The sequence below is a fragment of the Candidatus Burkholderia verschuerenii genome (genome assembly GCF_001189365.1).
Lineage (GTDB): Bacteria > Pseudomonadota > Gammaproteobacteria > Burkholderiales > Burkholderiaceae > Caballeronia > Caballeronia verschuerenii.
The window spans coordinates 1-11,891 of sequence record NZ_LFJJ01000446.1 but is presented as its reverse complement, the minus strand read 5'-3'; the positions used below and the strand labels follow the sequence as shown (position 1 = coordinate 11,891).

Here is an 11,891-nt window from a genome sequence, read left to right as displayed (position 1 = left end):
CCCACGGTCGGTCGCCCTTCCGCAGTTGCGCTTCACTTCGCTCGCTGTGGTCAACTTGCCGCGCGACTTGCACCCGCAAGAGTGCGCCCATGCTGGGCGCACAAAAAATGCCGCCCGAGGGCGGCGCAACACGTCCGGTCACGAGGTATTTCGACATGGCCCCTTGCAGCTAGCGCCGAAATCAGACGTGCATGGAATCGTGTGGAGTATGCGAAGCGCCGGCGGGATGTTCAAGGCGGGTGGCGTAGCAGAGAATTTCAGCGGCGGCGGATACATTGACTTGACCACTCGCAAGACCTAATATTTGGTCATCTAGTTGACCAAATAAGGAGAGCGCGATGGAAGCCATCCATGCCCGTGTTTCCATCGGAATCAGCGAACTCAAGGTAAATCCGAGTCACGCCATCGAGCAGGCCGACGGTCCGGTCGCCGTGCTCAATCGCAATAAGCCGGTTGCGTACCTGATTCCCGCCGCCGAATGGGAAGCCATCTGCGAAAAGCTCGAAGATATCGAACTTGCCGAAATCGTTCGCGCGCGCAGCAACGAGAAAGCCGTGAGCGTGAAGCTTGACGACCTATAAGCTCGCGTTTTTGCCGTCCGCGCTGAAGGAATGGCGCGCACTGGATCACACCGTGCGCGAGCAGCTCAAGCGAAAGCTGACCGAGCGGCTCGATAATCCGAAGATCGAATCCGCTCGGCTGAGCACGCTCCCGAATTGCTACAAGATCAAGCTTGCCGCGTTGGGATATCGACTGGTCTACCGGGTAGAGGATGCGCGCGTGACCGTCGAGGTGATCGCGGTCGGAAAACGCGAGCGGGGCGATGTTTATTCGGTGGCGAGAACTCGCACGCGGTGACGCGCACGTCGCCCACCCACCCGCAACCCAACTGAAAACCAGCGCGGGTACCATGTCGGCTCCATCCGCATTCCTCTTCCTTGCCGCAATCCATGACCGATGATCGCCGTAACGACCGCCGCCCGGTCGGTTCGCCCAAAAAGAAGAATCCGACCACTGCTGTCGGCGTGTTCGTCGTGGTGGTCGTGCTGCTGGTTCTCGGGACGCTGCTGTTCAACGCTATTCGCGACAAACGCCAGTTCGACGAGCAAAACACGCTCGCCGTATCGAGCGATGCGAGGCCCGCGACCGGCGCATCGCAATAACTGAACAGATTGGCGTTTCAGACCGGCAGACGAATCTGCGCTGAATCCTTGCCGATCAGCGCCGATGCCGTCAGCATCTGCTTGCATTGATGCGCGAGCAGTTTCAGATCGTGCAGCGCATCGGCGGGTAGCGTCTTGGCGCGCTCCGCCGATGTCACCATCGCGTCGAGTTCGCGGCGCAGGTCCTTGATCGCGTCGGCGCGTGGCGCGGGGGCGTCGCCATCCGTCGATACCTCGGGTTCGGGCAGCGCGCTCTGCGCATCCGACAGATTGTCCCGCACGATGCCCAGCGTCCGCTGCACCGGCTCGAAGGCCTGACCGTCCGCTTCGTTGAGCGATTGCAGCAGCGGCGCGGCGGCGGTGATCTGCGATGCCAGCACATGACTCTGCACCAGCAGATCGTTCAATTCGGCGACGTACCTCTGCTGCGCCTTCGGCTCCAGCATCATCCGCTGAAACGCCTGCGCGAGATTGGCGAAGGCGATATGCACATTCTTGCGCGCCAGCCGATAGCGAAAGTCGCGATCGAGCGCCGTCGCCGCAGCCGACGCGCCCTTGGTCGCGGTCGCCGCCGTGCTCTCGCCGATGCTCACCGCCGCCAGCCGCTCCGCCGTCGCGCTCGCGGCCTTGACGGCGTTGGCGGTCAGATTCGGATCGATCGCGGGGGCGCTCGCATCGGGTTCGTTGGCGGCTTCGGCCGTGGCCGCGACCGTTTGAGCGACCTGCGACGACGATGTCGCCGCGCGCGCGTTGCCATCCGCGAATACGACGCCGTCGACTGCAGGATCGGCGGGCGCGGCGGCGGTTTGCGCCGCGGCATCGGCACTGGGCTTGGCGCGCCAGTACCAGCTCGCTTCCAGATAATTGCGCGTGGCCGTGAGCAGGTCCTTCACCAGCTTGCCCATCAGCCGATATTCCCAATACGGAAACAGATGACTCGCCGCAATCGCGATTGCGCAGCCGAGCCCCGTGTCGATGGCGCGCTCGCCGATCATCCGCAAGCTGCCCGGCGCGAGCAGATGGAACATCAGCAGCACATATGACGACGTGAACACCACGCTTGCCGCGTAGTTGAAGAGCAGCAGGCTGTAGCTCATCACCATCGACGCGAACATCACGATCAGCAGGATGTGCGGATCTTTCACCAGCAGAACCAGCGCGATGGTCACCGCGCAGCCGATCGCCGTGCCGACGATCCGCTGCGTGTTGCGCTGCTTGGTGAGCGAATAGCCTGGCTTCAGGATGATGACCGTAGTCATCACGATCCAGTACGCGTTGGTCAGCGGCAGCAGCCTGCCGACCCAGAAACCGATGCCCACTGCGATCGTCACGCGCAACGCGTGGCGGAAGCTGGGCGAGGCCATCGTCAGGTTCGAGAAAATCTGCCGGAACGGCACGCGCCGGCTCGATATGAAACGCGACAGCGCGTGATCGATCTGCACTTCGGTTTCGGTCGGGCTGGCGTCGTCGCGGGTGCGGCGGCGCATCTTGTCGATCAGACGTGTCGCGCTCCACAGACGGCGAAAGACGGCCGCCGCCGCCGCATACGCCTCGGGATTCTTCTCGGGAAGGCCGTTTTTGCGCATCAGTTCGAGTTCGTACTCGATCGCGCGCAGCTCGGCTTTCATGCTGATCTGCTTCGGCGCGGGATTGTTCTGCAGCACGGCCAGCCCGATTTCCTCCAGATCCGCGCTCGCCTTGCGCATCAGATCGCGATAGAAAATCAGCACGTCCGAGCCCGCAAACGTCTTCCGGACGAGCGGATAGTCCGTATGCGCGCCGACGAAAAACTCGTGCAGATCGACCACGTTGATAAACAGATTGAACAGCCGCGCGCGCCGCGCCTCCAGCTTGCCGCTCTTGATCTTCGGCAGATTGCGCAACACGATGTCGCGCGCGGCTTCCTGCTGTTCGACCGCCGCGATCTGCTTTTCGATGAGCTTACGGTAGCACTCGTCGAGATCGGCGTCGCCATCGTAGAACTCGGCGCGCGCGTAGAGATATTCCGCGCAACTGAAGATGCTCTGCGCCAGCGCCTGTTGTTCGATGCGATACACCAGCAGCCGGCTGACGAGCGTCGCCCAGTAGGTGTACCAGAGCCCGCCCAGCAAAATCCACGATGCGTTGACGAGCGCCTGCATCGGCGTGAAATGATCTTCCAGCGTGACGACCATCATGAACAGCGTGGCGAAGCTGATCTGCGGCCAGCGCGTGCCGTACACGACGATCAGCGACAGCACGAAGGTCAGCGGCACCACGGTCAGCCATAGCGTGAGCGTATGCGCGGTCGCGATGCCCGTTGCCAGTGCCGACAGAAAGCCGATCGCCGTGCAGGCGAGCATTTCGTTGTGCTTGTGCTTGAGCGGTCCCGGCATGTCGACGACACACGCGCCCAGCGCGCCCGTCGCGATGGTGAAGCCCAGTTCGCGGTTATGAAACACCGTCAACATCAGCACGGCGGGAATCGACACGCCGAGCGCGATGCGCAAGCCACCGAAGAAATACTGGCTATAGATGAACTTTCTGATTTCGAACGAATAGCGCATCGACTTCCTGTGGTCTTACCGTGGGGCGCTGTCGTTCCGTGGTCCGTGGTCGCGGGAACGAAGCGACAACGAGTCTAACTCAACTCACCGGCGCGTCGAACCTCGTCCGTTCGGCCAGGTTCGTTTGTCGGAACGTGCCTGGCGGGCAGGCATCGGGATTGCGCCGAGCGTGGCGCAACGGCCCGCTTGCTGCCAAAATGCAACGTTGCCGCGTCTTTTAACCGACCGAGCGCCCGTTCGATAAGGAGCACGACCGATGACCGACAGCCTCACGGTGCCCGCGCACGAGATCGAACTGACGACCGCCGTGCGCGCGCAAGGCGCGGGCGGCCAGAACGTGAACAAGGTGTCGAGCGCGATTCATCTGCGTTTCGATATCCGCGCGTCGTCCTTGCCGGAGCATATCAAGGCGCGGTTGCTCGTGCTCGCCGATAGCCGCATCACGCACGAGGGCGTCATCGTGATCAAGGCGCAGGAACATCGCACGCAGGAACATCGCACGCAGGATATGAATCGCGCGTCGGCGCTCGCCCGGCTCGACGAACTGATCCGCAGCGCCAGCGTCACGCGCAGAAAACGCGTCGCGACCAAGCCGACGCGCGCATCGCAAGTGAGACGTGTCGAAGGCAAGGTGCGGCGCGGCGCGATCAAGGCGGGGCGCGGGACGGTTCGGGGAGAATAAGTCAGGCCGCGAAACGTTGCGCCAGCGTGGCCAGATCGCGGCGCACCCAGTCGGCATCGGCGGCGAATTTTTCGTCGGACATGCCGGGCTGGCGGAACAGCGTCAGCGCGACTTCCGGGCCGTCGCCGTTGCGGATCACGCGCAGCGGCACATCCACTTCCGTGCCGTCTTCCAGTATGACCGTGTGATCCATCACGCCGAACGCGTTGTGCGGCGTGAAGCGGATCGTCACCTCGCCGGCCGGGCCGCGCGCCTTCCAGACATCGCCCGTTAATTCGAGCGTCGATTGCGCGAGTCCCGACGACGCCCAGCGCGGGAACGCTTTCGGTCGCCAGATGGCTTCGTAGAGATCGCGCCAGTCGCGATCGATCGACACGCTCAGGGTGATGGCCTGCATCATCGATGAATGATCCGAAACGACGGCGCGTCCGCCGTCAGCTTTGTTGCCAGCGCGGCGGCACGTCCACGCGTGGTCCGAGGAAATACGATTTGAGCACTTCGCGTCCGATCACGCGCGCGAGTTCCGCGAACATGCAGTAGTTGCCGATCATCAGGAACAGCAGAATCTGGATCGCCCAGAACTGCGGCCAGTTGATATGCGTCATCAGTTCGTGATGCGCGGCGGCCAGATTATGCGTTTCCTTCCAGTAGTCGAACAGCCGCTCGAGGAAGTGAAAGATGCCCGCGATGATCGTATAGATCAGCGTCTTCCACGCTGCGTTCCAGATCAGCGGACGATCGGGATAACGATTGATGAACGGCAGCATATTGGCGATCAGCACCGCCTTGGCGAGAATCAGCGACGCGACGATGACCGACACCGACGTATCGAGCGACACGCCCGTACCCTTGACCATCAACGCGCGAATGATGATGATGACGGCATGCAGCAGAACGAAGAAGAAGATGAAGGGCGGCACCATCTTCAACATTTCGTGTTTGATCTTGGCGAACATCTCGACTCCCGACGCAAAAATCGCGAAGCTTGACGCGGCGTTACACGAATCGCAACGCACGTCCAAACAATTTGACCGTTTTGAGCGTTGCCAGCGCGACGCCCGCACGTCGTTTGGGAAGTCTAGTTCACGGCGCGAGCTTGCGCCGGGCGAAGAAGGGCAGACGATCGAGCGCGCCGGTCGCGAGCGCGGTGCCGAGCAGCACGACGGCGCAGCCTTCGAGCATCATGAGCGAGACATGCTCATGCAGAAACAGCGCGTCCCACAAAATGCCGAACAGCGGAATGACGAAGGTGACGGTCATCGCGCGCGCCGGGCCCGCGACCACGACCAAATGGAAATAGATGAAATACGCGATACCCGTACAGCCGATGCCCAGCGCCAGCACCGCTTCACACGCGGATGCGGAAATCGGCGCGTGCGGCCACGTAAGAAACGCGATCGGCGACAACGCGAGCGTCGCGGCGATCATGCTGCCGGCGGCATTGGTGAGCGGATCGACGTTCATCAGATAGCGCTTGGCGAAGTTGCCCGCCACGCCGTACAGCGCAGAGGCGAGCAGCGCGGCGGCTGCGGCAAGCAGGCCTTGCACGGGCAGGCTCGCGGCGGCCGTCGAGTGGGCCTCGTGCGCGGGCGCGATCTGATTCCACACCAGTACCAGCACGCCCGCGAAGCCGATCGCCATGCCGATGGTGCGCGTCGTCGTGAGCTTGTCCTTCAGCCACAGATAGGCGACCAGCGCGCCCCACAGCGGCGTGGTCGCATTGACGACCGAGGTCGCGCCTGCCGAAAGCGTCAGTTCGGCATAGGCGAACAGGCAGAACGGCGCAGCCGAGTTGAGCATGCCGACGATAAACAGCGGCAGCGTCCGCGCGCGCATCGTCGCGACGGTTTGCCGGAACGGCCGGCGGGCGAGCAGCATCGCGATCAGAAACAGCGCGCCGATGCCGACACGCAGCGCCATCAACGGCGCCACGCCGAATTCGGCGACACCCACGCGGATAAAAAGAAACGATGCGCCCCAGAGCGCGGCGAGAAAGATCAGTTGCAGCAGATTGGCGGGAGACATGATGGCGGCGGACTTCGAACGACGGAAAGTCCGCGCATGCTACCACCGCGTTACGCGTCTTTGAACGCGCGAAGGACGAGACCGCAAGAAGCGGGAGATGTCGCGTACAAATATGACAAGCGCGCCGCGTTAATGCGGCGGAATCATCCACGTCAGCACGTTTTGTTGCAACCAGACGAGTATGCCGAGCAGGATGGTCAGCAGAATCGAATGCTTGAACGTGCGCACGAAGACGACGCCTTCCTTGCCCTTGAGCTCGGTCGTCGCCACGCCGGTGGAGATGTTCTGCGGCGAGATCATCTTGCCCATCACGCCGCCTGACGAATTGGTCGCGGCCATCAGCACCGGATTCAGATTCAGCTGATGCGCGGCCACCACTTGCAGATTGCCGAACAGCGCGTTGCCCGGCGTATCGCTGCCGGACAGGAACACCGCGACCCAGCCGAGGAACGCCGACACCAGCGGAAAGAACGGCCCGACCGACGCCACGCCCAAACCGAGCGTGTAGTTCATCCTCGAGTAGTTCATCAGATACGCCATGCCGACGATGGTCGCCACGGTCAGGATCGCGATGCGCGTCTGCACCCAGGTATCGGCGGCGGCGGCGAAGAACTCGCGCGCGAGCAGTTTGACGAGCGCGCAGGTGATGATCGCCGCGACCAGAATCGCGGTGCCGGTGGCGAGCGGCTGGAAGTCCCAGATCGCGCCGTACGGCTGGTTGTACAGCGTGATGTACACGGCTTTGTCGAGCCCGGGCCATGCCACTTTCACGTCGCCGATCAGGAAGATCTTCGCGATGGTCCACACGATCACCACCGCCGATACGACGATCCACGGCAGCCAGCCCTGGCCGCCGGAAATCGTCGCGCGGGTATCGGCGAGACGGTCGACGTTGACGGCGAAGTTGTCGTCGGGCGCGGGCTTCCAGACACGCAGGAAGGCGATCGTCAGAATCAGCGAGACGAGCAAGGAGAGCACATCGGTCAGCGCATAGCTGATGTAGTTCGACGTCACGTACTGCGTCAGCGCGAACGCGCCGCCCGACACCAGCAGCACGGGCCACACGCGCAGCATATTGCGAAAGCCCGCGTAGGTGCCGATCACGTAGAACGGCAGGAAGAACGCGAACAGCGGCAACTGCCGGCCGACCATCTTGGCGAGCGCGCCGAACGCGACCGGCGCGGTATTGAAGATCAGCGTGAAGGTGAGCGCTTCGAGCGTCGGGAAGCCGAGCAGGATCAACAGCGAACTGGTGATGGCGATCGGCGTGCCGAAGCCGGAAATGCCTTCGAGCAGCGCGCCGAACGAAAAGCCGATCACGACCAGCACGATGCGCCGGTCGTTCGGCAGGTTATCGACCATCCAGAGGCGGAAGGCTTCGAAGCGTCCCGAGCGTTGCGAGACGTTATAGAGCAGGATCGCCGCGAACACGATCCACATGACCGGCCACAGCGCGAATACCGCGCCCGCGAACACCGAGTCGACCGCGAGTCCCACGGGAAAGTGCCAGCCCGCCACCGCGATGATCAACGCGAGGACCAGCCCGGCAAGCGATGCCTGCCACGCGGGACGTCGCGCCCAGCCGAGCAGAATGAGGACGAGCACGATCGGTAACGCCGCGACGACGAACGACAGCGCGAGCGAATTGGCGATCGGAGTGAGCAGCTGATGGAACATCGGGTCTCCTTGTCTTTCTGTATCCGCCTGTGTGCATCGGGTTGCATCGGCAGGCGACGACAGCATGCGAACCGGCTTAAGCGGACGCATAATGCGCAAATACAGAATAGGGGAGGAATCGTGCCAGTCAAGAACGGAATGGCCGTCCGGCGCGGCTCAGCCCTCGACCGATGCCGCGTTCGACCGGGAAGCCGGACGTCGCGCGGAGTCATCGCCCGTAGGCGGCGTGCGGCGAAACACCCAGACGGTCAGCAAACCGAGGCTGGCGAGCATCCAGAACAGAAAAAAGACGAAGGCCATCATGTCAGAATTCCCCGAGGATTAGAGCGCGGCGACGATTGACGATGCTGCGCGGTCGATGGGGAAGGACAATAGCCAAAATTATGCCAATGGCGCGCTGCTTTCGGCCAAGTGCCTGTCGGAAAAGGAAAACGAAGGACATTGCGCGGTCGCACGCAGCATCGTGCGACGTCGACCGTGCGTTATGGACGGCAAACTGTTTCAGCCGTGTTACGTCGCGGCGATTTTCGGCCGCAAAAGCGCGATTCGCGCAGCGGCGTTAGTGCGAGCGGCCACCGCCGCCGTGCCATCCGCCGCCGCCTTGCCAACTCGATCCGCCGCCGTGCCAACCGCCCCCGCCGTGATATCCGCCGCCGCCGTGCCAGCCGTTGCCGTGCCATCCGTGGCCCCAGCAGCATCCTCCGCCGCCGCCCCAGTAACCGAAGCCAAATGCAACCGATACCGGCGGATACGGATAGCCGTAATAAGCCGGATAAGCAGGATAAGCGGCGTAGGGATACGCGGGATAAGTCGTGTAGTACGTGGTCGATGCAGCGGGCATCGCATAGTAATCAGCGTAGTAATCCGCCGACGGCGATGCCTGGATGTACTGCGTCTGCGCGCTCGGCGCGGATGCCGCCGCCACGCCCGATGCACCTTGCGGCAAACTGAATTCCCGCTGCGTATAGGCAACTGGAACCGGCGAATAATAGCCGCCGGGATAAGGCGAATAACCGTAGTAACACCCGCTCAACAGCAACCCGCCGATGAGCGATGCAATCGCGGTCTTCGGTCCGAGGATAAAGCGGGCGGGATTCATGGCACTGCTCCTTGCTTACGACATGCCGGACTCGAATGGGTCCGTTAAAAAGCAGCTTACTCGAATGCGATGCCGGTGATCCGCGCGTTATGTGACAAAGCATTAAACGGCGAGGCATCCTGTAACAATCCTGAAACAAGCGCCCCGCGCATCGCGCGCGATGGCCGGATCGTTCATACGAACGCGCGATCGAACCATCGCAGGAATGGCGGTGCGTTACTTGCCGACCTGATTGCCGATGATGCCGCCTACCGCCGCGCCGCCCAGCGTCGACAGCGCGCTGCCGCCGATCACCGCGCCGCCCGCCGCGCCGACGCCCGCGCCGACCGCCGTATCGCGTTGACGTGTGTTCATGTCGCCGCATGCGGTCAAGCCTCCGAGGAGTGCCACGAGTGTTGCCGCGGCGCCGATCTGTTTGATGGTTTTCATGTCGACTCTCCAATTCGAATTAAAAAGGAATCGGCGGCATCACGGCCCGGACGCGCTGTGCATGTGCACGATAACGCTGGCGTTTCCTGCCGATTCATTTTCTTCATGAGCAGGAAAAGTGCCCGAGTGTTCGCAAGGAAAGGCAAATGAAAACGGCCTGCCGCGTGTAAAAACGGCAGGCCGTGCGTGCTAAACGGATATCGATCCGCGCTTACGTCGGTTGATAAATCTCCGAGCCTTTCTTGACGAATTCGATCGCCTTCGCCTCCATGCCGTGCGCCAGCGCCTGATCTTCGCTGAGGCCTTGTTTCGCCGCGAAATCGCGCACGTCCTGCGTGATTTTCATCGAGCAGAAATGCGGGCCGCACATCGAGCAGAAATGCGCGACCTTGGCGGAATCCTTCGGCAGCGTTTCGTCGTGGAATTCGCGCGCCTTGTCCGGGTCGAGGCCGAGATTGAACTGGTCTTCCCAGCGGAATTCGAAGCGCGCTTTCGAGAGCGCATTGTCCCGCACCTGCGCGCCCGGATGACCCTTCGCCAGATCAGCCGCATGCGCCGCCAGCTTGTACGTGATGATGCCTTCCTTCACGTCGTCCTTGTTCGGCAAGCCGAGATGTTCCTTCGGCGTCACGTAGCAGAGCATGGCGGTGCCGAACCAGCCGATCATCGCCGCGCCGATGCCCGAGGTGATGTGGTCGTAACCCGGCGCGATATCCGTCGTCAGCGGCCCGAGCGTGTAGAACGGCGCTTCGTCACACCATTCCAGTTGCAGGTCCATGTTCTCCTTGATCAACTGCATCGGCACGTGGCCGGGGCCTTCGATCATCACCTGCACGTCGTGCTTCCACGCGACCTGCGTCAGCTCGCCCAGCGTCTTCAGTTCGCCGAGTTGCGCTTCGTCGTTGGCGTCGTAGATCGAGCCGGGACGCAGGCCATCGCCGAGCGAGAACGAGACATCGTATTGCTTCATGATTTCGCAGATGTCTTCGAAGTGCTCGTAGATAAAGCTTTCCTTGTGATGCGCGAGGCACCACTTCGCCATGATCGAGCCGCCGCGCGAGACGATGCCCGTCATGCGGTTGGCGGTCAGCGGCACGTATTGCAGACGCACGCCCGCGTGAATCGTGAAGTAATCGACGCCTTGTTCCGCTTGCTCGATCAGCGTGTCGCGGAAGATTTCCCACGTCAGATCTTCGGCCTTACCGTTGACCTTTTCGAGCGCCTGATAAATCGGCACCGTGCCGATCGGCACCGGCGAATTGCGGATGATCCATTCGCGCGTTTCGTGGATATGCTTGCCGGTCGACAAGTCCATCACCGTGTCGCCGCCCCAGCGGATCGCCCAGGTCATCTTGTCGACTTCCTCGCCGATCGAAGAAGTGACCGCCGAATTGCCGATATTCGCGTTGATCTTCACGAGGAAGTTGCGGCCGATGATCATCGGTTCGCTTTCCGGGTGATTGATGTTCGCGGGAATGATCGCGCGGCCGCGCGCCACTTCCTCGCGCACGAATTCGGGTGTGATTTCCTTCAGCGCATCCTTGTCGAACGCCGCCGCGCCGAAAGCTTGTCCCGGATGTTGACGGCCCATCATCTTGGCGAGCTTTTCGCCGTTCGGGCCGCTGCTCTTCAGGCTTTCCAGATACTCCGCGCGACGCTGATTCTCGCGGATCGCGATGTATTCCATTTCCGGCGTGATGATGCCCTGACGCGCGTAATGCATCTGCGAGACGTTTTTGCCGTCGAGCGCGCGACGCGGCTTGCGATGCAGGCCCGGAAAGCGCAGTTCGGCTGTCTTCGGATCGGCGGCGCGCTCGCGGCCGAAATCGCTCGACAAGCCGCTCAGTTCTTCCGTGTCGCCGCGCTGGTCGATCCATCCGCCGCGCAGGGCAGTCAGGCCGCTGCGGATATCGATGTTCGCATCGGGATCGGTGTACGGACCGGACGTGTCGTACACGTAGACGGGCGGATTCTTCTCGCCGCCGAAGCCGTCGGGCGTATCGGACTGGGTGATTTCGCGCATCGGCACGCGGATGTCGTGCGACGAGCCTTCGACATAGACCTTGCGCGAATTCGGCAGCGGCGCGATGGCGGCGGCATCGACGACGGCGTTCTCGGAGATGAACTTCGGGTTGGCATTCATTGCTAGGTCCTGTTTACATTTAAGAGCGGCCCGAAGGCAGACACGATGGAGACAAAGGTGAGGTAGCTGTGGGCGAGTTTGTCATATCGAGTGGCGACGCGACGAAAATGCTTGATACGCTTAAAGA

14 protein-coding genes and 1 pseudogene are annotated in these 11,891 nt (G+C 62.2%); 5 read left to right on the top strand and 10 right to left on the bottom strand.

All coding sequences use genetic code 11. The annotated features are described in order from the left end of the window. The 4 genes from BVER_RS35005 to BVER_RS29685 all read left to right on the top strand — a co-directional run. Nucleotides 1-301 (top strand): hypothetical protein (locus BVER_RS35005; RefSeq protein ID WP_232316963.1); only part of this gene is annotated, 301 nt, incomplete at its 5' end. Nucleotides 302-338: 37 nt separating this feature from the next. Further along, a complete protein-coding gene (locus BVER_RS29695) occupies nt 339-581 on the top strand; it encodes a type II toxin-antitoxin system Phd/YefM family antitoxin (protein ID WP_050456250.1) in 243 nt (80 codons plus the stop codon). Then, the gene (locus BVER_RS29690; protein WP_050456249.1) at nt 568-858 is read left to right on the top strand and encodes a type II toxin-antitoxin system RelE family toxin; all 291 of its coding nucleotides are present in this window, start codon (nt 568-570) and stop codon (nt 856-858) included. The genes BVER_RS29695 and BVER_RS29690 overlap by 14 nt, the downstream gene beginning before the upstream one ends. A 92-nt stretch (nt 859-950) precedes the next feature. Beyond that, nucleotides 951-1,163 carry a hypothetical protein gene (locus tag BVER_RS29685; RefSeq protein WP_050456252.1) on the top strand — a complete coding sequence of 71 codons (213 nt, stop codon included), beginning with the start codon at nt 951-953 and terminating at the stop codon, nt 1,161-1,163. A gap of 17 nt (nt 1,164-1,180) precedes the next feature. Here BVER_RS29685 and BVER_RS29680 read toward each other — a convergent pair whose 3' ends face one another. Further along, nucleotides 1,181-3,709: an FUSC family protein gene (locus BVER_RS29680; RefSeq protein WP_050456248.1), complete on the bottom strand. Its 2,529-nt coding sequence runs from the start codon at nt 3,707-3,709 to the stop codon at nt 1,181-1,183. 256 nt (nt 3,710-3,965) lie between these two features. Here BVER_RS29680 and arfB point away from each other — a divergent pair, with 256 nt between their 5' ends. Continuing rightward, on the top strand, nt 3,966-4,391 hold the full coding sequence (gene arfB / locus BVER_RS29675; protein ID WP_050456247.1) for an alternative ribosome rescue aminoacyl-tRNA hydrolase ArfB: 426 nt from the start codon (nt 3,966-3,968) through the stop codon (nt 4,389-4,391). A 1-nt stretch (nt 4,392) separates the two neighbouring features. Here arfB and BVER_RS29670 read toward each other — a convergent pair whose 3' ends face one another. The 9 genes and pseudogenes from BVER_RS29670 to BVER_RS33175 all read right to left on the bottom strand — a co-directional run. Continuing rightward, nucleotides 4,393-4,788 carry a polyketide cyclase gene (locus BVER_RS29670; RefSeq protein WP_198155533.1) on the bottom strand — a complete coding sequence of 132 codons (396 nt, stop codon included), beginning with the start codon at nt 4,786-4,788 and terminating at the stop codon, nt 4,393-4,395. Nucleotides 4,789-4,825: 37 nt separating this feature from the next. Then, nucleotides 4,826-5,347, bottom strand: coding sequence for a hypothetical protein (locus BVER_RS29665; RefSeq protein ID WP_050456251.1), 522 nt, complete (start codon nt 5,345-5,347; stop codon nt 4,826-4,828). Nucleotides 5,348-5,474: 127 nt separating this feature from the next. Then, complete coding sequence (locus tag BVER_RS29660; protein WP_050456245.1) at nt 5,475-6,416, bottom strand: DMT family transporter; 942 nt, start codon at nt 6,414-6,416, stop codon at nt 5,475-5,477. A 129-nt stretch (nt 6,417-6,545) separates the two neighbouring features. After that, on the bottom strand, nt 6,546-8,093 hold the full coding sequence (locus BVER_RS29655) for an L-lactate permease (RefSeq protein WP_050456244.1): 1,548 nt from the start codon (nt 8,091-8,093) through the stop codon (nt 6,546-6,548). A gap of 156 nt (nt 8,094-8,249) precedes the next feature. Continuing rightward, on the bottom strand, nt 8,250-8,396 hold the full coding sequence (locus BVER_RS32170; RefSeq protein WP_157056331.1) for a hypothetical protein: 147 nt from the start codon (nt 8,394-8,396) through the stop codon (nt 8,250-8,252). A 256-nt stretch (nt 8,397-8,652) separates the two neighbouring features. After that, a complete protein-coding gene (locus BVER_RS29650) occupies nt 8,653-9,192 on the bottom strand; it encodes a hypothetical protein (protein ID WP_050456243.1) in 540 nt (179 codons plus the stop codon). A gap of 216 nt (nt 9,193-9,408) precedes the next feature. Beyond that, a complete protein-coding gene (locus BVER_RS29645) occupies nt 9,409-9,621 on the bottom strand; it encodes a YMGG-like glycine zipper-containing protein (protein ID WP_050456242.1) in 213 nt (70 codons plus the stop codon). A 211-nt stretch (nt 9,622-9,832) separates the two neighbouring features. Further along, nucleotides 9,833-11,764 (bottom strand): phosphomethylpyrimidine synthase ThiC, encoded by a 1,932-nt coding sequence (gene thiC / locus BVER_RS29640; protein WP_050456241.1) that lies wholly within the window; start codon nt 11,762-11,764, stop codon nt 9,833-9,835. 2 nt (nt 11,765-11,766) lie between these two features. Continuing rightward, nucleotides 11,767-11,891: pseudogene (locus BVER_RS33175) on the bottom strand (IS5/IS1182 family transposase); the annotation flags it as partial.